The organism is Dysgonomonadaceae bacterium zrk40 (genome assembly GCA_016916535.1).
Lineage (GTDB): Bacteria > Bacteroidota > Bacteroidia > Bacteroidales > Dysgonomonadaceae > Proteiniphilum.
Genome location: CP070278.1, coordinates 159,181 through 182,843 on the forward strand (window position 1 = coordinate 159,181; position 23,663 = coordinate 182,843).

Annotated in this window: 23 protein-coding genes and 1 pseudogene; 14 read left to right on the forward strand and 10 right to left on the reverse strand. The window is 58.6% G+C overall.

The annotated features are described in order from the left end of the window. Window positions 1–146 precede the first annotated feature (146 nt). Both JS578_14315 and JS578_14320 read left to right on the forward strand, forming a co-directional pair. On the forward strand, window positions 147–587 hold the full coding sequence (locus JS578_14315; protein QRX65215.1) for a helix-turn-helix domain-containing protein: 441 nt from the start codon (window positions 147–149) through the stop codon (window positions 585–587). A gap of 255 nt (window positions 588–842) precedes the next feature. Continuing rightward, window positions 843–1,556 (forward strand): DUF1624 domain-containing protein, encoded by a 714-nt coding sequence (locus tag JS578_14320; protein ID QRX65216.1) that lies wholly within the window; start codon window positions 843–845, stop codon window positions 1,554–1,556. Here JS578_14320 and JS578_14325 read toward each other — a convergent pair. The 4 genes from JS578_14325 to JS578_14340 form a co-directional block, all read right to left on the reverse strand. After that, on the reverse strand, window positions 1,553–2,575 hold the full coding sequence (locus tag JS578_14325) for a murein L,D-transpeptidase (GenBank protein ID QRX65392.1): 1,023 nt from the start codon (window positions 2,573–2,575) through the stop codon (window positions 1,553–1,555). The two genes, JS578_14320 and JS578_14325, sit on opposite strands and share 4 nt — an antisense overlap. A gap of 45 nt (window positions 2,576–2,620) precedes the next feature. Continuing rightward, window positions 2,621–3,154 (reverse strand): L,D-transpeptidase, encoded by a 534-nt coding sequence (locus JS578_14330; GenBank protein ID QRX65393.1) that lies wholly within the window; start codon window positions 3,152–3,154, stop codon window positions 2,621–2,623. Between the two features lie 243 nt (window positions 3,155–3,397). Next, window positions 3,398–3,958, reverse strand: a complete 561-nt coding sequence (locus JS578_14335; GenBank protein ID QRX65217.1) for a L,D-transpeptidase — start codon at window positions 3,956–3,958, stop codon at window positions 3,398–3,400. A 56-nt stretch (window positions 3,959–4,014) separates the two neighbouring features. After that, window positions 4,015–4,326 carry a hypothetical protein gene (locus JS578_14340; GenBank protein ID QRX65218.1) on the reverse strand — a complete coding sequence of 104 codons (312 nt, stop codon included), beginning with the start codon at window positions 4,324–4,326 and terminating at the stop codon, window positions 4,015–4,017. A 475-nt stretch (window positions 4,327–4,801) separates the two neighbouring features. Here JS578_14340 and JS578_14345 point away from each other — a divergent pair. The 8 genes and pseudogenes from JS578_14345 (at window position 4,802) to JS578_14380 (ending at window position 13,249) form a co-directional block, all read left to right on the forward strand. Continuing rightward, a pseudogene (locus JS578_14345) lies at window positions 4,802–5,545 on the forward strand (hypothetical protein). Window positions 5,546–5,603: 58 nt separating this feature from the next. Further along, window positions 5,604–6,569, forward strand: a complete 966-nt coding sequence (locus tag JS578_14350; protein QRX65394.1) for a cation transporter — start codon at window positions 5,604–5,606, stop codon at window positions 6,567–6,569. Then, window positions 6,541–6,903: an STAS/SEC14 domain-containing protein gene (locus JS578_14355; protein ID QRX65219.1), complete on the forward strand. Its 363-nt coding sequence runs from the start codon at window positions 6,541–6,543 to the stop codon at window positions 6,901–6,903. The genes JS578_14350 and JS578_14355 overlap by 29 nt, the downstream gene beginning before the upstream one ends. A 155-nt stretch (window positions 6,904–7,058) precedes the next feature. Further along, window positions 7,059–7,952 (forward strand): cytochrome c oxidase assembly protein, encoded by an 894-nt coding sequence (locus JS578_14360; protein QRX65220.1) that lies wholly within the window; start codon window positions 7,059–7,061, stop codon window positions 7,950–7,952. After that, on the forward strand, window positions 7,949–8,944 hold the full coding sequence (gene coxB / locus JS578_14365) for a cytochrome c oxidase subunit II (GenBank protein ID QRX65221.1): 996 nt from the start codon (window positions 7,949–7,951) through the stop codon (window positions 8,942–8,944). Before JS578_14360 ends, coxB begins: the two co-directional genes overlap by 4 nt. Further along, window positions 8,941–11,487, forward strand: a complete 2,547-nt coding sequence (gene ctaD, locus JS578_14370; protein QRX65222.1) for a cytochrome c oxidase subunit I — start codon at window positions 8,941–8,943, stop codon at window positions 11,485–11,487. Before coxB ends, ctaD begins: the two co-directional genes overlap by 4 nt. A gap of 9 nt (window positions 11,488–11,496) precedes the next feature. After that, a complete protein-coding gene (locus tag JS578_14375; protein ID QRX65223.1) occupies window positions 11,497–11,874 on the forward strand; it encodes a hypothetical protein in 378 nt (125 codons plus the stop codon). A 28-nt stretch (window positions 11,875–11,902) separates the two neighbouring features. Further along, window positions 11,903–13,249 (forward strand): c-type cytochrome, encoded by a 1,347-nt coding sequence (locus tag JS578_14380; GenBank protein ID QRX65224.1) that lies wholly within the window; start codon window positions 11,903–11,905, stop codon window positions 13,247–13,249. Window positions 13,250–14,009: 760 nt separating this feature from the next. Here the strand turns inward: JS578_14380 and JS578_14385 are convergent. Then, a complete protein-coding gene (locus JS578_14385; GenBank protein ID QRX65225.1) occupies window positions 14,010–14,153 on the reverse strand; it encodes a hypothetical protein in 144 nt (47 codons plus the stop codon). 334 nt (window positions 14,154–14,487) lie between these two features. On the opposite strand from JS578_14385, the gene JS578_14390 reads away from it, so the two are divergent. The 4 genes from JS578_14390 (at window position 14,488) to JS578_14405 (ending at window position 20,554) form a co-directional block, all read left to right on the forward strand. Beyond that, window positions 14,488–15,879 (forward strand): hypothetical protein, encoded by a 1,392-nt coding sequence (locus tag JS578_14390; GenBank protein ID QRX65226.1) that lies wholly within the window; start codon window positions 14,488–14,490, stop codon window positions 15,877–15,879. Window positions 15,880–15,903: 24 nt separating this feature from the next. Further along, a complete protein-coding gene (locus JS578_14395) occupies window positions 15,904–18,639 on the forward strand; it encodes a UvrD-helicase domain-containing protein (protein ID QRX65227.1) in 2,736 nt (911 codons plus the stop codon). A 156-nt stretch (window positions 18,640–18,795) separates the two neighbouring features. Then, a complete protein-coding gene (locus JS578_14400) occupies window positions 18,796–19,641 on the forward strand; it encodes a type IV toxin-antitoxin system AbiEi family antitoxin domain-containing protein (protein ID QRX65228.1) in 846 nt (281 codons plus the stop codon). Then, the gene (locus JS578_14405; GenBank protein QRX65229.1) at window positions 19,631–20,554 is read left to right on the forward strand and encodes a nucleotidyl transferase AbiEii/AbiGii toxin family protein; all 924 of its coding nucleotides are present in this window, start codon (window positions 19,631–19,633) and stop codon (window positions 20,552–20,554) included. The genes JS578_14400 and JS578_14405 overlap by 11 nt, the downstream gene beginning before the upstream one ends. A 145-nt stretch (window positions 20,555–20,699) precedes the next feature. On the opposite strand, the gene JS578_14410 is transcribed toward JS578_14405, so the two are convergent. From JS578_14410 to JS578_14430, 5 genes are all read right to left on the reverse strand, one after another. Then, window positions 20,700–20,939: a hypothetical protein gene (locus JS578_14410; GenBank protein ID QRX65230.1), complete on the reverse strand. Its 240-nt coding sequence runs from the start codon at window positions 20,937–20,939 to the stop codon at window positions 20,700–20,702. 25 nt (window positions 20,940–20,964) lie between these two features. Continuing rightward, the gene (locus JS578_14415; GenBank protein QRX65231.1) at window positions 20,965–21,303 is read right to left on the reverse strand and encodes a hypothetical protein; all 339 of its coding nucleotides are present in this window, start codon (window positions 21,301–21,303) and stop codon (window positions 20,965–20,967) included. Between the two features lie 59 nt (window positions 21,304–21,362). Further along, window positions 21,363–22,334, reverse strand: coding sequence for a hypothetical protein (locus JS578_14420; GenBank protein QRX65232.1), 972 nt, complete (start codon window positions 22,332–22,334; stop codon window positions 21,363–21,365). Next, a complete protein-coding gene (locus JS578_14425) occupies window positions 22,331–22,519 on the reverse strand; it encodes a hypothetical protein (protein QRX65233.1) in 189 nt (62 codons plus the stop codon). The genes JS578_14420 and JS578_14425 overlap by 4 nt, the downstream gene beginning before the upstream one ends. A gap of 240 nt (window positions 22,520–22,759) precedes the next feature. Beyond that, on the reverse strand, window positions 22,760–23,545 hold the full coding sequence (locus tag JS578_14430) for a hypothetical protein (GenBank protein QRX65234.1): 786 nt from the start codon (window positions 23,543–23,545) through the stop codon (window positions 22,760–22,762). Window positions 23,546–23,663: the final 118 nt, after the last annotated feature.

A 23,663-nucleotide genomic window follows, 5' to 3' on the forward strand; every position in this document is an offset into this window, starting at 1 on the left:
CAGATACAGTCCAGTCGCAACTGATTCCCTTTTTTGCTTCCGTTTCCGACACATTTTTTCCTTCGCTCAACAGGGGTTTCTCGGGCTTGATATCGTCAGCCACCCCTTTTAATGTCTCTAGCTACTGTAGCTTCAAGAGAAAAATTATGCTGACCATTGGAAAACTTGGGCAGGCGGCGGGGGTCAAGGTGCCAACGATCCGCTACTATGAGCAAATCGGCTTGTTGCCGGCGGCTGAGCGCAGCGCTGGCAACCAGAGGCTCTACAGCCGTAAGGCGCTTGACCGTCTAACCTTCGTCCGACATGCGCGTGAACTTGGTTTTACGCTTGACGCAATCCGCGATCTGCTCAGCCTCTCTGACCATCCTGATCAGCCGTGCGCAGCAGCCGATGCGATAGCCAAAGCTCAATTGGCGGAAATAGAGAAACGCCTCGCACGTCTCGCCTCGCTGAAAGTTGAACTCAATCGCATGGTTGTGCAGTGCGCAGGTGGCAAGATTGCAGATTGCCGAGTTATTGAGGTGTTGAGCGATCATTCGCTTTGTGCGACCGATCACCGTCACTTGCAGGACGAAAAGGATCATTAATCCGTTTGGATTGTTTATCATCCATGCGGCGGCACCGCTGGTTGAAATGGGTGGCTTATTGCCTGCTGGGCTTCGATGGCGCTGGGGGGAGAGGGTCCTGTGGCCGCTGGCAGCCGCAGGACAACGGCTGGACACTCCGTTCTGAAAGGCGCTGAAAACAATGTTCTTGGGGCTGGCATGTATGCACTGCGGAAGCGAGAGAGTTCAGAAATATCCGTCGCTTGACGGTCGGCGAACAAGGTGAGGTTGAAAAGCATGAGAAAAAACAGATTGCTAGCCGTTGACGCAGCACGAGGGACGGCAATTGCCGGCGTGGTTCTTTTCCATTTCGTCTGGGATCTGGAATTCACGGGATTTGTATCGGGCGTGGCTTTCCATCCGCTGTGGCTCGCATTCGGGCGTTTGCTGGCCGGGAGCTTCATGTTCCTTGCAGGAGTGAGTCTGGTTCTGGCGCATGGCACAGAGTTGAGAGCTCGGACGTTTTTCCGCCGGTTGGCCATCATTGTTGTCGCGGCCTTGGCGATAAGCGTTGTGACATGGTTCACATTCCCCAACGCATTTGTTTACTTTGGAATCCTGCATTCGATCGCGGTCGCAAGTCTCCTCGGGGTGATGTTTCTCAGGCTCCCGGCTTTGGCCAGCCTGTTTGCCGGCCTGGCGATAATGGTGCTTCCCTGGTACCTATCGCTGTCTGCTTTCGATCCCCGCTGGCTAGCCTGGATCGGCCTTTCAGCCAACCCACCTCTCAGCAATGATTTCGTTCCGGTGTTTCCCTGGGCAGGCATTACACTTCTTGGCATGAGCTTCGCCAAGGTCGTGGACATCAATAAGAGCCAGATGGCCAGTGCTGGTGCGGAAAACGCTTTCTTCGCACGGCTCGGCTGGCTGGGCCGCCACAGCCTGCCAATCTATCTGCTTCACCAACCCGTGATGCTGGCGATCATCGTTCCTCTGTCGCGCCTATTTTAGCGGGCCTTCGATCCGGCGCCGAAGGGATCGGCAAGCGCTGCTGTCGGCCGACTAACGGGTACAGAAGTCGATGAAGTGATTTCCGACAAATATTGCGGGCCCTTCTTGGCCAGTATTTTTCGGAAGATCGGATTCATTCCCCCATCCGAATAAGCAAGGCCGACATTCTGGCCATCGCTGAGCAGGTCTTTCATTTTCTCAAGATCCCCCACCGACCTCTCGACCACTTGCTGGATCTCCGGTTCAAAGGCCGGACATTGTCCAAGCGGATCGGCGGGCATATTGCCGTTGACGGGTTCGCCAAACCTGTAGCGTCCCTCGCAGAATTGAAAGCGGGGAGGCTGGCGCAACACTTCAAAGCGATCATAACCTGTCTTTAGGTCCATCCAGAAGTCAAAATTGGGATTTTCGCGGTGCGCGGCAAGGTTTTCTGGCGTCATCCGAAACGGATAAGACTGGACCTGGACAGCCTGTTGCCCGCCACGCAAGGCATCCCGGACAAGGGCGTAGACTTCCGCGACATGCTCGTCGGAAATAGCAAAACAACCCGAGGAAGAACATGCTCCATGAACCATTAGGGCCGATCCGGTATAGCCCTTTGCGCGCTCCAGCCGATTCGGGTAGCCGAGATCGAAGGAAAGGTAGTATTGGGACCTCGGGTTCAGCCCGCCGGAACCGACTGTGTAGAAACCTTCAGGCGCCTGGCGGTCGCCCTCGACTTTTTTCGGACCCAAAACGCCCGACCACCGGCACATCGGATAAGTTTTCATCAGTGCATACTTGCCTGATGAATCTCGCTTCCAAACCTCCAGTTCGCTCTCCTGTTTGAAGATGCGAACCAGCACCGGATCAGCGGGCTCCATGCCCATCTCCCGCATTTGCGCCATTGTCTTTTGGGGGATCGGAATGTTGCCTCGGTCATCAAGCTCCAACGTCTTCGTCACACATCCGGACGCGATCACGCCCGCCAAAAGGACGCTGATCAAACTGGGTCGAAACCCTTTTTTGATGTGTTGCATGGAACCGATCATCTGCAGCTTCATATCCGTTTCTTGCCTTTGGCGTCAGATCACTATCAGCCGGGCTCCGTTGGTGACTCGGCCATAGAGATCGACAACATCCTGATTGATCATGCGCACACACCCGCTCGACACCGATTTACCTATTGTCCAGTATTCCGGCGATCCATGGATGCGATAGAGCGTGTCCACGCCATTCTGGAAGATGTAGAGGGCTCGCGCGCCGAGAGGATTGTTTAGCCCGGGCGGCATGCCGCCATTGCTCGCGCTCCATTTTGCCAACTCAGGTTGTCGCGCGATCATTTCTTCGGGCGGGGTCCATTTCGGCCATGCCTGCTTCCATTGGATCACGCCTTCACCCGACCACTCGAAACCCTGCCGGCCAAGGCCAACGCCATAACGCATGGCTTTTCCATTTTCCTGGATCAGATGAAGGAAATATGTCTTTGTGTTGACGATCACTGTGCCAACCGGATACGGGCTGGTGAAATTCACCTGACGCCTCCAGAATTTTGATGGCACCTTGTCTATGTTGATAGCGGGGAGGGGGAACCGTTCGTCTGGCATCGGTCCATACATTACCCGGACATTGCTCAACCTTGGATCCGGCGAAGGCTTCTCATCCAGCTGTCCGGTCTTGGTTGCGGTTGTGCATCCGGACAAAGCCAGCACTGAAGAGCCCGCTGCTGCACAAATGAATTGACGGCGGTTCATAGTTTCTTTCATCGTGGACTCGTTCAAAAAACATCGGGGAAAACGAGCCGCAAATCCGGGCCTGATCTGCGGCTCGCAAGTTCTTGAATGTGAAGAACGGTTTTGATGCTACAGCACCACAACCCGGGCGCCGACCGGCACCCGCTCAAAGAGATCTTCGACATGTTCGTTGATCATGCGGATGCAGCCATTCGAAACTGAACGCCCGATCGACGATGGCTCTGTCGTGCCGTGGATCCGGTAAAGCGTATCGCGCCCATCCCGATATAAGTAAAGGGCTCGCGAGCCCAGCGGGTTCTTCGGGCCACCGGGCACACCCTTGGCGAAACGTCCGTACTTCTTCGGATTGCGTCTGATCATGTTTGCTGTAGGAGTCCACGATGGCCACTTGGCTTTTCGTCCCACCTCCGCTTGTCCGCGGAAAGCCAGGCCGGACCGCCCAACGCCCACCCCGTAACGGCGCGCCATGTCTGTCTCGAGTTGCAAATATAGGAAGTGGTTTTTCGGGTCGATAATTATCGTACCGGGCTCGTAACCGCTAAAGCTGGTACTTTGTGGCTCGAATTTCTCGTCCAGTTTGAACTTGTCGTCATGGGCGTAGGCGGGAAGCCCACAGGAGGTGGCAAGGCCAGCGCCAATGCCAAACAGCAGTCCTCTTCTCGAAATCATGTTTCACACTCACGTCGTTGAATTTTCCGATTAGCGCAGAATGCGCATTTGGACATTCAAGCGTGAGCGTCTGGCGGTCGCGGGACCACGTATCCTATGTCGAAGAGAAGCAAGGCTTTGAAGCTGGCGTCATACTCCTGCGCCTCATGCATGATTGGCGAAACATTTGAGACCGCAAATATCGCAAAGTGCATCTGACAGTGCGCGGAAACTTTGTTTCCGCTTTTCTCACCCAGTGGGATCTCGCCTGAACCAAGCGCACCTTCACTGTCGGTTGAATTGCACCCGACCGTGTCACCGGCGATTTGGCAGATAGGCAACACATCCACAGCATTGGCCGGGTGCGCCAGCGCTGGAAGCGCCAACAACAATGCTGCAACAAAGGTCAACACGCGAGTCATCAGGCCTTTGTCACTTCATTGGCGCGGTTTGTCTATATGACCGCTGATTAATTTTTTGTGATGAATACGGGCATTCTACACTCTCCCCGTGTTACGGACGTTGCTATGCGGCATCATCTTTTTTTGGTTGATGTCGATCCTACGTCGATGTTTGATTCAAAACTGTCCGGTGCCGGGAGCAGGGTTATCTCAGCGGACGGTACAGTGACCGCGGAACCCGTCTTGCACTCCGGTGGCTCGGCGAAACTCAAGGGTTCCGGGATTCGATATGTGGTCACTGCAGCACCTGCGCCGGCAGTCGGGCATGTTCCTTTTACCAACACGGTGGAACAAATCATGTCCCGCTAAGTTTGCCTCCCAAGGACGCTTCAGTGTGTGATGCGCGCGAAGCGGGTGTGTGGGACGGAGCAAATGCGAACGGCAGCATTGTGAAGGAGCGGTGGTGAATAACCTGTGGCTGGTCATTGGCCTCGCGCTTCTGCCTGGGCTCGGAAATTTCGCCGGCGCAATGGTTGCCGAATTCGTCCGGACATCGCCACGACTTCTTAACTTGGCGCTGCATGCGGCGTCGGGCATCGTCATCGGCGTGGTGGCCATCGAGCTGATGCCCGAGGCACTTGAAAATCTCGCCGGCTGGTGGATTGCCCTGGCGTTTGCAGCAGGGGGAGCGGCCTATATCAGCGCCGGGACGCTGATCGGGAAGATGAAGCCGTCGGAGAAGAGCGGCGGCAGCACCGGTATGTGGATGATTTATGTTGCCGTAGCTGTCGACCTCTCCGGTGATGGCTTGATGATAGGCTCCGGCACTGCGGTTGGTGCCTCGCTCGCCGTTGTGTTGGCAGCGGGGCAGGTACTGGCCGACTTTCCGGAGGGATACTCGGTCGTGGCAAACCTCAAAGAAAACGGCGTGTCGCGCAAGCGGCGGATCGCGGTCTCGTTGTCATTCCCTCTCTATTGCCTCGGAACGGCTGTACTTGCATGGTTGCTGCTGCGAAGCGCGCCGGATGCAGCGAAATACGCCGCGCTGAGCTTCGTCGCCGGGCTCCTGTCGGTCGCAGCAGTCGAGGACATGCTCGAGGAAGCACACGAGGCCGCGACCGACAACCGCCTCTCGGCACTGGCCTTCGTCGGCGGCTTCGTTCTCTTTACCCTGGTTTCCGCCGGTCTGGAGACAGTCATGGCCCGCGGTGGCGGATCGACCGGCCAGAGCAGTTCAGGGATCGAGCAAAGCAGGACATATGCAAATGCCTCATGACCATAGCCATGGCCATATCGACCCGCAATCGGGCGACCGGCGGGTCTCCATCGCGATCTGGGCCAACGGCGTCCTGACCGCCGCACAGATTGTCGGCGGAATTCTGTCCGGCAGTCTTGCCCTGATCGCAGACGCACTGCACAACTTCTCCGACATGGCGTCGCTGCTCATTGCCTTTGCCGCACGCAAGATTTCTCGACGGCCCCCGGACGAGCGCATGACGTTTGGCTATGGCCGCATCGAGATCGTCGCGGCGCTGATCAACTACACCACGCTTGTTCTTGTCGGCTTCTACCTGATCTATGAGGGAGGAATGCGGATGATCGACCCACCCCAGGTCCAGGGCTGGACTGTCGTCATACTGGGCGCTGTCGCACTCGCGGTCGACACGCTGACAGCGATGCTCACCTATTCGATGCAGAAAGGCAGCGTGAACATTCGCGCGCTTTTCCTGCACAATCTCTCGGATGCGCTGGCTTCCGTCGCGGTCATCATCGGCGGCGCCCTCATCATCCTCTATGACATGCGCTGGGTCGACCCAGCGATCACCATCGGCATCGCACTTTATATCCTCTATCTTGCCATAACAGAGATCGGCACTCCGATCCGGACGCTGATGCTCGGCAGCCCGCCGGAGATCGACGGCGGCGATGTCGTCAGAACCCTGCGCGGCGTCGAGGGCGTCGGAGATGTCCACCATGTGCATCTCTGGCAGATGCAGGAGCATGAGGCGGCACTCGACTGCCATGTCGTCGTGACTGCCGACGATTGGTCGCGGCTCGAGGCCATCAAGAACGAGATCAGGGACAGGCTGAACGATCGGTTCGGCATCGCGCATTCCACCCTTGAATTCGAGCATGAGAACCGAGCGCACGAAAATGCTGACCTCTATGGTCACGGCAATCCCGAGGAACAGGAGGAAGACCATGTTCACCGAGACGCGGACAAATCGTGACGACGTCATCGCAATCGCCTGCGAAGGCGAGCTCAGCGAAAGCGATCTTGAGCGGATGCACGCGTTGCTGCACGAACGGCTCACATCTGTAGAGAAGCCCGGCCTCGTCGTCGATCTGACGAATTTCCAAGGGTACACGGGCCTCGCTGCAATGCGAGAAGACTTCAAGATGGACACCGCCCATCGAAACGATTTCTCCCGCATCGCCGTTGTCGGCGAGGCGGCGTGGCAGCACTGGGGAACCACCCTCGCGAAGGCCTTGACCCGTGCCGAGATGCGCTGGTTCGACGCAAGCGCACTGGACGTGGCCGCGGAATGGGCGGGCGGGGTGTGACGCGACCGCCACCCTCCTGCCGTGCCCACGGCTTCCGTGGCCGCGCAGGCCGGCTTCCAACCCCTCTCCTGTCCGGGGCAGTCGCAGCCTTTCGGCTCTCCTCGCGCGGGCATGTGCCGGGAGCGTGGCTCACTGTCGGCTTCTGCGTTGCGGCCATGGTCGCCTCCAGCGCTCGCGCCCATACCGAGGGCGCGCCGATATCGCCACACGACTTCTGGACCGCATGGTCGCTGCAACTCACTGTCGTGGCGCCGATCGCGGTGGCGCTGCTGCTTTACGGGCGCGGCCTGCACCTCGCCTGGAGCCGCGCCGGCATCGGCAGAGGTACAGCCGTTTGGCAGGCTGGGCTGTTTGCGCTCGGGCTGACCGCACTCTGGGCAGGCCTCGTCTGGCCGCTCGACGCCATCGGCGAGAGCCTCTTTTCCGCCCACATGGCGCAGCACATCGTGCTGATGGGTGTGGCCGCCCCGCTCCTCGTGCTGGGTCTTCCGATGCCGACGATGATCCGGTCCCTGCCGAGAGAATGGCAACGCGGGCTGGCGCTGGCGGTCCGCTGGCAGCCGTGGCGCAGGTGCTGGAAATTCCTCATCCGCATTGATGTCGCAACCATTCTGCAACTGCTCGTATTCACCTTGTGGCACATTCCGGCGGCGATCGCGCTGTCGCTCGAAAATGATTTCGTGCACTGGCTGATGCACGGCTCGATGCTCGCCGCAGGACTTCTGTTCTGGACGGCCATTCTGCGCATGCGAAGCGACGAGTTCGGATCGGCGATCCTGGCTCTGTTTGTGAACTTCAAGTTCTCGCTTGTCCTGGGTGCGCTGCTTGCCTTCTCCTCACGTGCCTTTTACGAAAGCTACCTGGATCGCGGCCTCCCCTGGGGCGTCACTCTTTTGGAAGATCAGCAATTCGCGGGCGTCCTGATGATGGTTGTCCAGTCAATGATGTATCTGCTGGCCCTGGTCATCCGGGTAGCTCTTCTGCTCCGCTCGCCCGACAGCCGCGTTGCAACCAGGTTGACGCCGCAGACCGAAGGCCTCTCCCGATGACGAGACCCGGATTCCTCGCGGCGGCGCTGATGATCGCCCCCCTCGCCGGCTGCCAGGGCGCGCAATCCGCCTTCGATCCGGCGGGTGTCGAGGCGGAGCGCGTGCTCAACCTGTTCTGGATCATGCTGGCCGGCGGCACCGCCATCTGGATCGTCGTGATCGGCGTCAGCTACTATGCCGCCAGGGGCAAGTCCGGGCCCTATTCGGACAAATCCGGCATTCGGCTGATCGTCTGGGGCGGCTGCGTCTTTCCGGCCGTGGTCCTGGCGGGGCTGCTCTGGTGGGGTCTGACGATGATGCCGGAACTGCGGCGCGCAGCTGACGGACCCACCATCGCCGTCTCCGCAGAACGGTTCTGGTGGCGGGTGGCCTATGCCGTCGAGGGCGAGCCCGGCGTTATCCGCAAGCTGCCGCGTGGCGGCGTCCCGAGCGCGAACGAGATCTGGATTCCGCTCGGCAAGCGCACCGAGATCCTGTTGAGCAGCCCTGATGTCATCCATTCCTTCTGGGTGCCGCCCCTCGCGGGGAAGATGGACGCCATACCCGGCCGGGTGAACCGTCTGGTGCTGGAGCCCACCAGTCCCGGCGTCTTCAATGGCGCCTGCGCCGAGTACTGCGGTACGGCTCACACCTATATGGGATTCCGCGTCGTCGTTGTGCCCGAGGCAGAGTTCGAAGCCTACGTCACGTCGCAGGCGCTCCCCGCCGCAGTGGTTGACGGTCCCGGTGCCGGATTGTTCCTGCAGAACGGCTGCGCCGCCTGCCACACCGTGCGCGGCACCGCCGCGGACGGTGCCGTCGGACCCGACCTGACCCATGTAGCGAGCCGGCGCACAATTGCCGCGGGCCTGCTTCCAACAACCGTGGAAAATCTGGTGGCGTTCATCCGCTCGACCGAGCACATCAAGCCGGGCGTGGAGATGCCGGCCTTCGGTATGCTCCCCGAGGAGGAGATCACCGCAATCGCGCAGTGGCTGGGGACGCTCGAATGACCGACACGACGGACAAATCATCCACTGTGCCCGATCAGGAAGACGATGCGGTCCGTCGCGCGCAGGAGGACCGGCTGCGCGAGGTCTGGGCGGCACCGAAAGGCTGGCGCTACTGGTCGGCCGTCAACAATACCGAAGTCGGCATCTGGTACACGGCGCTATCCTTCATCTTCATGCTGATTGCCGGCGTGCTGGCGCTGATCATGCGGGCGCAACTGGCGGTGCCGGAGAACAACCTCGTCACGCCCGACTTCTACAACCAGGCGTTCACGCTGCATGGCACGGCGATGATGTTTCTCTTCGCAGTGCCGATCTTCGAGGCGGTTGCGATCATCCTGCTGCCGCAGTTGCTCGGCGCACGCGACCTGCCGTTCCCGCGGCTTTCGGCGTTCGGGTTCTGGTGCTTCCTCATCGGCGGCGTTTTCGTCATGGGCTCGATCTTCTTCGGCCAGGCACCGAGCTCGGGCTGGTTCATGTATCCGCCGCTGACAACGGAGGAGGAATTCACGCCTGGCTACGGACCCGACATCTGGCTGCTCGGCCTGTCGTTCATCGAAATCGCCTCCCTCGCCGCGGCGGTCGAACTGATCGTCGGAACTCTGAAATGCCGGCCGCCGGGAATGCGGCTCAACCTGATGCCGCTTTACACCTGGTATGTTCTGGTCGTCGCCGGCATGATCCTGTTCGCCTTTCCGCCCCTGATCGCCGGCGACATCCTCTTCGAACTCGAACGGTTGTTCGACTGGCCGTTCTTCGACCCCAGTCGCGGCGGCGATCCGGTCCTGTGGCAGCACCTGTTCTGGATCTTTGGCCATCCGGAGGTCTACATCGTGTTCCTGCCGGCGATCGCGCTTGTCGCCATGATCGTGCCGACCTTCGCGCAAAGGCCGATCCTCGGCTATTCCTGGATCGTGCTCGCCGCGGTCGGCACCGGCGTCATCTCGTTCGGCCTGTGGGTGCATCACATGTACACCACGGGACTGCCCTCGATCTCGCTCGGCTTCTTCTCGGCTGCGTCCGAAGCGGTGGCGATCCCGACCGGCGTGCAGATCTTCGTGTTCATCGCGACGCTTCTGACCGGTCGGGTAATCCACTCGGTGCCGATGCTGTTCGTGTCCGGGGCGCTCGCCAATTTCGTGATCGGCGGGCTTACCGGCGTCATGGTGGCGCTGGCGCCGTTCGACTGGCAGGCGCACGACACCTATTTCGTCGTGGCGCACCTGCACTACGTCCTGATCGGCGGCATGCTGTTTCCGGTCGCCGCAGGCGTCTATTACTACTGGCCACTGGTCAGCGGCCGGAAGCTTTCCGACAGGCTCGGCCGGATCGCGTTCTGGATGATGTTCGCTGGCTTCAACCTCGCTTTCCTGCCGATGCACTACTCCGGCCTTGCCGGCATGCCCCGGCGCGTCTGGACCTATCCGGAAAGTCTTGGCGTAGGCACCGCCAACATGATCTCGAGCGTCGGCGCCTTCGTCTTTGCCACCGGGATCCTGATCATCGTCTGGGACGTGCTGCGCCCGCGCGGCAACGAGCCCTACGCGAAACGCAATCCCTGGAACGCTGGCACGCTGGAATGGCTGGTCGAGATGCCGGGCGAGAGCTGGGGCGTCCGCTCCATTCCGGCCGTCACCTCGCGCTATCCGATCTGGGAGCAGCCGAATTTCATCGATGACGTCGACAAGGGAAGGTTCTACCTCCCCGACGCTGCGGAGATGAAGCGCGAGACAATCATCACGTCGGTCCTCGATGGCAAGCCGCTGCAATGCCTGCGCGTACCGGGTCCGAGCTTCATGCCGATGATAGCCGCGGTCTTCACCGGAGCCGTGTTCATCTTCGCGACCTTCCATTGGTGGGCAGCGACGATCGTCGGGATGGGGCTGTCGACGATCTCGATCATGGTCTGGCTCTGGCGCGGCACCGCCGTGATCCCGGAGAAACCGGAGAAGGACGTTGGCCTCGGCCTGAAGCTGCCGCTCTACAAGTCCGGGCCGCATTCGGTCGGCTGGTGGGCCATGTTCATCATGATGATGGGCGACGCAACCGCGTTCCTCGGCCTGGTCTTCGGCTACTACTACTTCTTCACCATCCATGCGGATTTCCCGCCGCCGGCGACGGTCGGTCCCGGCGTGCTCTGGCCCAGCGTCGCTTTCGGCCTTTTCGCGGTCGCCTGGGCGGCGGCGCTCGGCGCACGCCTATCGAATCAGGCCGGCCGCGTCGGGCGCGCCCGGGCACTCATGGCGGCGGGCGCACTCGTTGCCCTCGCCGCAAGTGCGGCGCTGCTCTGGGGACCATATGTCACGGGGCTCCGCCCCACGGCGCACGTCTATCCGGCGACGGTCTGGGTTATCATCATCTGGACCGCCGCGCACGGCGTCGCGGGAAGTCTCATGCTTGGATACTGCCTCGCCCGCTCGCTGGCGGGGCGGATGACGCCAGCGCACGACATCGATATCTTCAATGTCGCGCTCTACTGGCACTTCGTCGGGCTCACGGTGATCGTCACAGTAGGGACGCTCGCCTATCTCCCCGTCCTGATGTGAGGGCGATACATGCAGGTATTCGGCAAGACGCAAGACAACCTCTGGACCCTGGTGGCCGCGCCGACCATCTGGGGCTTCCATTTCCTGTTCAGCTATTTTTTGGCGGCTTACCGATGCGCGCCGAATGATGATGTCTTCAGGAACATCGGCGGCACGCGAATGGCGATTGCCGGAGTCACAGCCGTCTGCCTGCTGCTGATCCTGCTGATTGCTCGCCGCGCCTGGCGCGAATGGCGCGCCGATGGCGGCGGCTATAGCAACAATCAGGACACGCCCGAGGCGCGTGAGCGCTTCCTGGAATTCTCGACGCTGCTTCTCGCCGCGCTCTCCTTCGCCGCGGTGGTCTTCGAGACGCTACCGGTCTTCGTCTTCTGGGACTGCCGGTAATGCGCCCGCGATCGCCCGGGAGGGATCCATGCACCTGAACGTCGTCATCACCTGGAAGAGGATCTCCGGCCTCGCCGTGCTTGGCTTGACAGGCGCGCTGCTGGTCGGCTGGATAGGCCTGGTTTCGATCGCTGCCTCGGCCGGGCATTGGTCGGTGACACAATGGTTCCTCGGCTGGACGATGGAGAATGCTGTCAGAACACAGTCGATGCTGATCTCGAAGCCCGAGGAGATCGACCTCGGCGACCCGATGCTGGTGCGTCGCGCGGCCGGGCATTACGCGACCGGCTGCGCATCCTGCCACGGCGCCCCCGGCGTGCCGCAATCACCGGTGGTCGAGGAGATGGTGCCCTCGCCGCCGCGCCTCGAGGAGAAGGTCGCGGAATGGAGCGACGAGGAGCTGTTCTGGATCGTCAGGAACGGCATCAAGTACTCGGGGATGCCGGCCTGGCCGGCGCAGGACCGCAAGGACGAGGTTTGGGCGCAGGTGGCGTTTCTTCGGGCGCTTCCCGAGATGTCCCGGGCCGAATATGCGAACCTCGCGCTGGGCGGCGGATTGGCTGACGACGATCTCGAAGCGGGTGGTGAAACCATGCCCGCACTCGCCGGCATCATCGACAACGCGCTCTCCGATTGCGCCCGCTGCCACGGTCGCGACGGGCTGGGCCGCGGAGAGGACGAGGCCCGCCACGCCTTCCCGGTAATTGCCGGCCAACCCGCGCCCTATCTCTATGCCACCCTGCTCGCCTTTGCGCGTGGCGACCGTCAGAGCGGTTTCATGGAACCGCCCGCGACCCGCTACGAGACGGAGGTGCTCGCCGAACTCGCGCACTACTTTGCGGCGCAGCCGGCGCCCCCTGGTTCCGACGACGAAGCCGTGGCTGCTCGCGGACCGGCTGGTTCCGACACGAGCGACGACGCGCCCGCATCCGCCCCGCCGGCGGTCGCGACGGATGCGGTCGAAGCGCTGGTTCCGGCCGCCGAAACACAACAGGACGAGGCGGGGGTGCTCGAGGGCGAAGGCGATGCCGGGGGAAGCGCGGTGCCGATGGCAGCGGCTGCGGGGCCTCCGGCCAGCCGGGATGAACTTCTGGAGCTCGGGCGGGGCATCGCACTGGAGGGCATCGCTTCTCGCAAGCTTCCCGCCTGTCAGAGCTGTCACGGCGCCGCCGGCCGTTCGCGAAACCCCTATTATCCCTATCTCTCCGGTCTGCCCGAATGGTACCTCTCGGAGCACCTTCATCTCTGGAAAGAAGGAACGCGCGGCGGCACGCAATACACGCACGTCATGGCAGAGATCGCCGAGAACATGACGCAAGAACAGATACAGGCCGTCTCCGCTTGGTACGCGACGCAAGCCTCCGAAGGCCGATAAAACCGCAACGGCGCCACGATGGAGGATCCGCTCGACAATCCGGACGTTTTCTGTTCGCCCACCGAGGCCAGTGCCGCACCATCAAAATCACGCCGCCGACATCAGCGGCAATCTGCTGGCTGATGAGGAGAAGTTGGGCGCCTTCAAGTGCGAGGGCATCGAGTTCGTTTGAACAGGGCTCAAAGCCGGCGCAACTGGATCGATTGGCCTATTCTCAAGCAGTCGAACCGGCGGGAGCAGCGAGCCCTCAACCACGTTTACAAAAGCGTCGTTCCGAAACCTCAATGTCATTGCGAAAACTCGAGCAATGGGATTCGGCCATTCCGTTCCGACCTTAGCTAGACGAAGGTCTGTTTTTTGAGAAGTGTAACCAAGAGCCGCCAGCCAGCGGTCGGCCCCTTTCCGGTCATTCGTTGATATCTCTGAGAGCAGCCCTTCCCCCCTGTTTTGCCGACTATAAGGTCTTGAATGGAATCGAACCCGCGACCCAGCTGCTACCAAAGTCCTCGGCCTCAAATTCTTCAACAACCTAGTTTGGCTTGATCTCAATAACATGACGGATCTGGGGCGAGACCGAAACTGGGCGCCTCTGGATTTTGACCGTCACCGGATGACGGAAACCCGATCTTGTTTTCTCCCTCGTTCCGCGCGGCTGCGGACTATCGCGGGGAATGGAGAAGATATGTTGATCGCGTGGACTGGACAAAGCGACGGGCGCCAGCTCCTAAAATTGCCTGGGCCACCGTTGCAGCCGCCGACATCACCACATTCCGACGGAGTGACCCGATAGATAGCCCGCTCCCGCCACAAGAAAAGTCAACAACACGGCGACGATTGCAAAGCGCCCGTGAGCGCCAGCTTTGATTCCGAGGATTTCAAGAAAGAGAGAGTCTTTGGGTTCCATGGCGCAGTCCTTTCACCAAAAGAAATGTTGGTGGGCTGCTACTGCTACGCAGTTTAGCAGCCACTGGAGGTTTGCCAAGTGGCGGCGCCAAAAGTCGGTCTAGACCGCGTTTGCTAAGCCACTGATTTGACGAGGAAGTATTTTCGCTGGCAAGTACTTCCATCTAAACGGCTGTCCGCAGGAGCGCACCGGAGCGCGCAATTCGAAAACGGTCTATTCCTCACGGTTTTCCTGAACCCGCGCGTACGGCTTTTTACGCGGGGAGAAAAGGATTTGGGCTTTGACCTCAAAATCGTAAGATTGCGAACAGTGATTTGGTCGTTCGGGAACAGCCATGGTTGATAAACCGCAGCAGCAGCCACAAAGAGAGCACCACTTCTTCGTATCGACTGCGAAGTTTCTTTTCCATCATCCTCAGCACGGCATCGTCGCTGTCCGCGATCCCATAAGGCTGGCCGATGCGAAACGACGCGAGCTGGATCCCATCATACTCTACGGCGTCACCGTCGCCGGCCTGCCGATCCGCTGGCTGACATTCTCGACCGTCGGCCAGCGCAAATCTTTATGCGAGGTGCTGTGGACGGCTTGGAAAGACGCGGAGGGGTTGCGGGGCTTGCCGGATGTTCTTCGTGTCAATCGCTATATGGCACAGGCAGATCCGGGGCTCGCGGCGGATCTCGCCACAATCGGCGTCCGTCTTGAGGTTGCCGATACCAAGGATAAGACAGCTCCTGCATCACTTCGCTCGGCTCACGATGACTCCCGATGGCTGTCGCAACGGCATGATCCGGTCGATTTGTCGTTGGCCGCATGCGTGGAAGCCCTTTGTCTCGATGCGCAGGACGCTCACAACCGGAGTGCGCACCGCGGGCCTCGCGGCCTCAGCAATCGAAAACTGGAGGACAGCATAGAGCAATGGCTGAGCTTGCCGATGCGCCAACCGCCATCTGTTCCCCTCGAAGACCGGGATTGGGAAGCTGGCCGATGGCTGTCATCCTGGGAAACGGCGCTCCCACCCGATCAACCCCGCTATTTTCATTACGACGGTATGAGCCGAAGGACTTGGCTGATTTCGGGAGAAGAGCCGTCAGACGATGACGACGATGATGACTACGAATTTCCGGCCTACGAAGAGCACGACAATACGGCTGAAATCGCCCGGAATCTGGTCGCCTGCTGGCCCAACCCGCCGAAAGACGTCGCAGCGGCAGCCGGGATCACCCTGCGCCAACTCCAATGGTTTACCTCGGAACGTGCGACCCTAGACAAATCGACCCACTACGACCTGCGGCATCTACTGGGCATCGAGTATGACGAGCGGATGGGCGGCTATACGCCGGCAGGGCCCTATGTTTTGATCGCCAGGAAAGCTCAAGCGATCGAGGCAATCTATCAGGAGATTTCCGGAGGCGGTGATGCCTGCCCCTGCGAACTCGTTCCGGCTCAGGGACAGGCCGATCCGAGCTGGAGGTACGTCTTGATCAATGCGCATAGCACACCGCCGACCATTGTCATGGCCCCTCGCGGCGAGGTGATCACGGAACGGCTTCCCGACCTGATTCTAAACTACGAGGGCATTCGGCCGGTTTCTCAGGCTTTATACCGAGATGTTGTTACCACCTGCGCCCGGGCCTGCCAGACACCTCAGGCCAATGTCCGAGAGATGACGGAATTCGCAAAACGGTATGAACGATACTGGATAGATTGCGCATGGCTTCCGGACTGAACGTTCTGGTAGAGCTTAGCCCTGATGTCTGATCGTGTTCGAACATACCGGCCTGGTTTCGTTGCGCGCTTCCTTCCCCAAGGGAAATGGAAGGTGACACTGCGCCTGTCTTTACCGGCGACCATACAAATTACCCAGAACGGCGCCGAGAACATTGCGTGCCTGAATGTTGTCGCGATTTCCGTCAGCAAAGCGTTGCTCTGGCATTCGGTCGAAGTCCGGGCTCGCGATCAGGTCTACAGCCTAAATTGTCTTGGAGAAGAGGCTGCCACCCGGTTGGCGGCCGATCTCTATAGTTTCATCAACAGCTACCTCTTCGATCTGATCAGCTCCGATACCGAGCATCTGAACGCGGTGGATACGAAACTGATGGCTATCGTGGAGGGACAAAACCAATATCTCGCCCATGCTGACCTTGCACGGGCTATTGCCAGTGTGGAGAGTCAAGCCGCCGCGGCACTTTCGCACCCCCTGTTCGATCCGGAATTGATGACAGCCACCGTGAAAGCGACGCTTCCCCGATCGCTCGCCTTCATCACCGATCCTGCTGTCCGCCACAGATACAACGATGCGTTTGTCTCGGCCGAGCTGGCGAGATACCGATCGTTCTTCGACGACCTGGACGGCCGGTCGTTGTCCGATCAGCAACGCGAAGCTTGCATTCGACTGGAGGACAACAACCTTCTTGTCGCCTCCGCTGGATCGGGCAAGTCCGCCACGATGGTCGGCAAGGTCGCCTATGTCCTCGACAAGAAGCTTTACCGCCCGGAAGATATTCTTGTGCTCGCTTTCAACAAGGACGCGGCCCACGAACTGAAGGAGCGAGTAGCCCGGCAGCTGGCGGTCGATCCGGACGATCTGAAATGCAAGGTGACCACGTTTCACGCGCTCGGTCTCGGTGTCATTCGGGAAGTCGAAGGACAGCCGCCACAGCTTGTCAACTGGGTTGAGCACCCCGCCGGCGAAGCGAAGGTCATTGAACAGATCATTGACGAGTTGCTGCGGTCGGATCCGGAGTTCTCCCGGCTCTGGGTCAATCTCCTCGTCCTTCATCCCAAGGCGGATATTCCGGCAGAAGTGTTCGATTCCAAGGCGGACTATGATCGGTACCTCTCAGCACGTCGACGAAAAGGTAATGCGACCATTGGCACAATGGCTGGCATCTATGTGAAATCACTTCAGGAACAGACGATCGTCAATTGGCTCTGGTTGCAGTCCGTCGAATTCGAATACGAGCGTCAGATCCCCATCGAAGAGGATAATGGCGGGATCCGACATCTGCATCCGGACTTCCACTACCCTGCCAGCAATACCATCCATGAGCACCTCGCCATCAATGCGGACGGTTCCTCCCCGTTCGACAACTACATTACCCATGCCGAGCATAAGATGACCGCCTACCGCAACGCCGGCATCGACGTATTTCAGACAACGTCGGCGCAAGCACGCGACGGATCGCTGCTCGCAACCCTACAGGCAGAAATCACGAAACGAGGCATTCCACTCCAACAAAAAAGCTACACGGCAATCGTCAAAGGTCTCGAGCCAGTGGTCATCAAGCACTATCACAAGCTGACAGCGGTCTGTATCAAGCACATCCGGGCTAGCCACCTCACCCTGGACATGCTGCTTGAGCGAGCCAAATCGCTCCATGACCGGACCCGTGCCCGAGAATTTGCTCAGGTGATCTGGAAGATCACCGAATCCTATTCACGGAAGCTGGACCAGGCTAAACGCATCGACTTCGACTCGATGATCGCGAACGCCACACATCTCGTGGAGACGGGGCAATACCGGAGCCCCTACTCGCTGATCCTTGTCGATGAGTTCCAGGATGTATCGGAGCCACGCGCGAATCTGATCAAGGCGCTGAAACACCAGAAGCCGTTCACGAAAATCTTTGCCGTTGGTGACGACTGGCAATCGATCTATCGTTTTGCCGGTTCTGACATTACCATTTTCACGCAGTTCGAGGCAAACTTCGGAGCGAGCTGGCAAGGTCGACTGGAGCAAACGTACCGTTGCAATCAGCTCATAGCGGAGACGGCCGCCAGCTTCGTTCAGCGAAACTCGGCTCAGCTGAAGAAGTCGGTACGCTCGACGCGACCAGCCATCCCACGATCGATCCGGGTCATTCCGATCAGTGGTGAAGGGAGCAAGCCGGAATTCGGCGAGGCGTGTCACCAGCTCTTGCAACGGCTAAATTCGTTCCTGGGTGGGATTTCGGGGCAATGGCGGACAAAGGGGCGCGAAAAGCTCAACGTCATGGTCCTATGGCGCTATAACCAGCTCGATCCGTTCAAGGGTACACCGCCAAAATTCGAAAATATCGAGGTTTCCGGACTGTCGTTCCATCGCGCCAAAGGACTCGAGGCCGACTACACAATCCTGCTCGATGTCAGCGAAGGCGACTACGGCGTGCCGAGCCGGATCGAGGACGACGAACTTCTCAATCTGGTCATGCCACGACCAGAAAGCTTCGAGTTTGCCGAAGAGCGTCGCCTTTTCTATGTCGCATTGACTCGGGCAAGCCGCGGCGTGTTTTTGCTCACGAATAGCCGGGAGCCTTCTCGATATATCCGCGAACTTTCCGACATTGCCGGCGAAGATTTGCGATTTGAATCGATCGATGGCGATCCCCTGCATCAATGTCCCAAATGCCGGGTTGGCCAGTTGGTCGAAAGGAATGGCCGCGGTAACAGCCGGTTTCTGGGATGCAATCAGTATCCAGAATGCGAGCACACTGCACAGTTGCGCTGAACCGTCTAGGGCGATCCGAGTCCGTTACGCCGAGGGAGCATCAAACTTCTCACGTCACTTTTCAGTTGACACAAATAGTCAATTCAGAATTGACAAATTGATTTATTTGTAAAGTTTCATTCGCACCTGCTTTAATTTTGTGGCATAACGTCAAACATGAATGGACAACCAGAGACAAAGCTAAAGCAACTTCTCCAGCAAGTCCCCCCCGGCTTCCTGGTAGACTCGAAATGGATGGCCCGCCATGCCATCTCGCGACAATCCGTGTCTGGCTATATCAAGCAGGGCTGGCTCGAGCCAGTCATGTCGGGCGTGTACCGCCGCCCATTCTCCTCAGATACCAATCCAGAAGCTGTCGGTGGCTGGAAGATACCCCTGCTCTCAGCCGTCTGGCTCATGCGGCATGAGTTCCATGTCGGCGGGGCGAGCTCCCTCTCCTTGCGGGGACATGCTCATTACCTCTCGTTCAGCCGCGAACTTACCCTCTATCTCTATGGATCCGATATCCCGACATGGCTATCGAAGCTGCGGACGGACGCCGACGTGAAGACCAGGAGTAACGTCCTGTTCGGCGAAGGGGCGACCGGCGTCGAAAACGCGGATTTCGACCTTTCCAACGACGATGATCCAGAGCTGGCACAAAGCCCATGGCGCTGGCCAATGCCGATGTCCTCACCCGAGCGCGCGATCCTCGAAATGCTAGACGAAGTCCCAAAGGGCGAAAGCTACCACAAGGTGGACGTGGCGTTCGAGAGCCTTGCCAATCTGCGCCCGAGATTATTGACGACGCTCCTTACCCTGTGCCGAAGCGTCAAAACCAAGCGCCTCTTCTTCGTGTTTGCTGACAAGCACAATCATGCCTGGCGCCGGCACATCGACGTCTCCTCTGTCGATCTCGGAAAGGGCGACCGGGCGCTGACACCGGGCGGCCGGCTGCACCCCATCTATCGCATCACAGTCCCGAATGACTTGATGCCAAAGGAGGCCCAGTATGGCCCGTGACCAATACATGCGCCAGGTCGACCTTTTGGTGCGGACCCTTCCATTCATCGCCCGCCACGAGGCCTTCGCCCTGAAGGGTGGAACGGCAATCAACCTCTTCTATCGCGACATGCCGCGGCTCTCGGTCGATATCGACCTGACCTATCTGCCGATTGAGGATCGCGAAACGACACTGAAAAATATCGACACGACACTGGAGCACATCCGCGAAGACTTGATGGGCAACCTGCGGGGCGTGAACGTCCAGAGGATCGCCGGCGGCGGCAACAACCACACCCGCCTCCTCGTCCGGCAGGGCATTGCCGAAATCAAGGTCGAGACATCTCCCGTTGCGCGCGGAACTGTCCATCCACCCGAACGCCGACGCGTGAGCGCGGCCGTAGAGGACAATTTCGGCTTCGCCGAAATGCAGGTCGTTTCGTTCGAGGACCTGTTTGGCGGAAAGCTCCATGCGGCGGTAGACCGGCAGCATCCGCGTGATCTGTTCGACGTAAAACTGCTCTATGAAAACGAGGGGCTGAGCGACGCGTTGTTTCGAACATTTCTGATTTACGTTGGCAGTTCCGGCCGCCCGCCGCACGAGTTGGTCAGGCCTTCGCTCGCAACGCTAGACGAGGCCTTCGTCAAGGAGTTCGAGGGGATGACGATCGAGCCAGTCGGCCTCGACGATCTGAAGGCAGCGAGGAACCGGATGACGGCGGATATCCTCGCAAAGCTTGACGACAACGCGATGCGCTTCCTGCTGTCACTCCACGACGGCGAACCAGATTTCGAAGCCATCGGGTTGCCACAAGCGGCTGATCTGCCGGCCGTTCGTTGGAAGGTTCTCAACCTCGAGAAACTGAGGGCACAGAACCCCGAAAAACATGCCGAGCAACGGCGAGAGATTGAGGGGCTTCAGTCAAAAGAATAAGCACGGGGCACGCGGCGGTTGTCCTGACGAGCCGCGTTCCGCGCGCTGCATTTTCAGATCTTGGTAGCCGTCTGCGCTGTGATGTTTCACCGTGTTGCTCGCCATCAATGATAAACCTCTGACCAACAGGCCGATCCAGAAAAGCTCAAGAGGCATCGTCGCGAGGATTACGGGCTTCGAATCCGACAATACGGCTCTGTACCACGACCAATTCGAATTTTGGCAAAGCTGGAGCCGGTTCCTGACCTTTCGAGGGACTGATGAAACTGACAGCCATTGCAATGGCAAAGGCAAAGACGCCGTTGCGGATCAGGCCGATTGCCAAAGATGCTTCGTTTGCGCGTACCAGGTTGACTGTCTCAAACCCGCAAGCGGCATTCTCCATTGCTTGACGGCCACCCGCTCCGCCTTCAGCAATTATTGCGAGATATTTCGATCCATAGCCATATCGAGGTTTTGGTCTTAAACCCTGGAAGCCGACAAGCGCCCCCCCAAAGAAAGAACAGCATCGATACAAACAGCAATGCCAAAACGATGTACTTTATCGTCGATGGCGCCAAACCATCGACAACAGTCTTCGCCACTGCGCCACCAACAGTCAGAGCAATCGATAGTGTCGCAGTCAACTTTGAAAGTTTATCATCGAGTTCCTTGGCTCTCACCCACTCGCTCTCGATATACTTTTTAAGATCGTCATCACCGAGTTTTCGGATATCAGCAAAAGCCTCGTGCGTTTGCCAAACTTCCATCCTTTTCAGAAGCTTCCGATTAATAGGGTATATCCGGAAGAAATCCGGCAAGAGCGGATTCAGGAAGGTTGACCACGACAAGCGAGTGCCTCCGCAATAGCATTTGAAATCCCTCGACCTCCTCGGTCGAGCCAGCCCCACTCCCCAGTCGGATTTATCTCAATGAACCAATACTGATCTTTCGAAAGAGCCAGATCGATCGCTGCGTATTCCAACCCGAATTGCTCCACCAACTTCAGGCAACGGTCGGCGATTTCTGGGGGAAGAGAATAATCGTGATACTCCAATACCGCCTTCGGTCGAAGCCTCCAGTCGCCTTCGATTGCCGCACCACCGTCTGTCACAGCAACACACCACAACCGCTTTCCGACAATCGTAACTCGAAGATCCGTTTTGGGAGAAAGGACAGCCTGAAATGTCGCAGGGGCTGCTCGCAAGCTTTCGTCGGCGCACTCGCTCCAATCAATGATCGTCGTGTACCCAAAATGCTGTACGTCACCCTCGAACAAAAGAACGGTATCAATGCTCTTTAGTGCAACCTTGTCCCCAATGACGTGCGGAATGTCCGCCAGCGGGTCGTTGGTTATCCTAGTCTTCGGTACCGCGAATCCAAGCATGGCCGCCTTGCGCAACTGCAGTGGCTTGATTTCGCCGTTATAAGTCTCTGTCGGCCGATTGACCCAGACCGCCTGATCGAAGAGCATCATCCCACGCATCAAGGCAGCCCATTGCGACCGTTCCAATTGCTCTGACGGAGACAGCCCTCGCCCAGGCGTATTTCTGAGAAAGGTGGGCTGCCGCCACCAGACCGACCGAAGTCCCGAGCCCACCTGCCATTCTCTCTGGTCATGGCGACAAATCATACTGGCCGCCAAAGGATCAATCGTAATCCCCCACTCGGAAAGCTGCTCGCGGTTAATCCGGAGAAAGGACACGTTCATGTCCGCCAAATGATGACATATACGATCGGTGGACAGATCGGCCAAACTGGAAAAGATCAGCACCTCCACGCGTTCCGCCAGCAAAGTCATTCGCCTTTTTGATCTTCACCGGTCTCGAGATCGTTCTTTTTGGTCTTCATCTCGCTTTCCGGATCAAAGGCGATTAATCCCTCCTGACCGCGCCAGACGCCAGCCACAACGTCATACTCAGCGTCGGAGGGTACGCCACTGCCATTTACCTTGGTTGTCTTCGCTACGCGTTGAAGAATATGCATGCAGAATCCTCTATACTATTGTAGTTGATAGAGATGAAGGTATGCGCCATAGGAAAAATACGCAATCGTGTGGCCTACTTTCAAGCAACTATACATTTAGCCTCCCCTATCTACGCAGGATTCATCGAAAGGCTGGTCCAAGGCAAAATACTGCCGACCTGACCTTCCCGGACACAACCTCGATCATCATTGATACAAATCATTTCGGGGCGCGGAGCAGCGTTTTGGTCGATCCCGCCGCTATCCAGAATACGCAGGTTCAAAATCAGTAGCTGGCGCGTACATCGAGAGAACGATTGCCGGATTTTCCTCGATCCGCGAGTTTCGCTCGTAACCTCGTGCCGCGTTCACGGTCTGCATGGAGATGTTCAGATAGGCATTATACGAATCGTAGGCGACGCGTTTCACTGAAAATCCTGTAGTAAAGGCAGCGGCAAGAAGCATTCCGTTGGAAACATAATTCCCCAAGTATGTGAACAGTCCGAACGCCCGCGACAAGTCTTCGGCACGATGTTTCAAGCCGTAACTCCCAACTTGGCGATTGAACGATTTCGTCCTTTTCTGCCGCGAAAGGAAGATCAGTGCCAACTCGAACTGGTCTGCCGCCCAATCGTCATTGTAGGCTTCGCGTCGTCTGTCCGCAAACAGAGCTTCACGCTCTTCCTTCGGCTTCCGCAACTCATCACGGCCGCCATGCCAGATCGAGTCGAAACCTCGTAGCGTCAGCTCTGGATTCTCATCAAGCACCTTGCGAAGCATTGCCCGAGCCACGGAGCGCGAAAGATATCGGGCGCGCTTTTCGCCATCGATGATGGCAGATACACCTAAAGCGGCACAATACATTTCGTTATCGACGTCTATCCGTAGGCGGCCGCTCTTTATCGACGTCAGAAAGCTGGCATAGGTTGAAAACCCTAAGCCTTTTGCGGCCGCCTCCATTCGGTGCGTCGGCCGTGTCTCAGGATGAGACTTTCTCAGGCTTTCCTTGATGAAGGGTAGATCGGATTCATGGACAAGCAAGTGCATGGCGAAACCTCATCGCTTCGGCAGCTGGACGCCATTTAAATCAGCAGCCGAGGGACAGGATTCGGCGTACATCTTATAAGAGAAGTGCGGCTTTTAACTTGGCGACAGGTTAGGAACC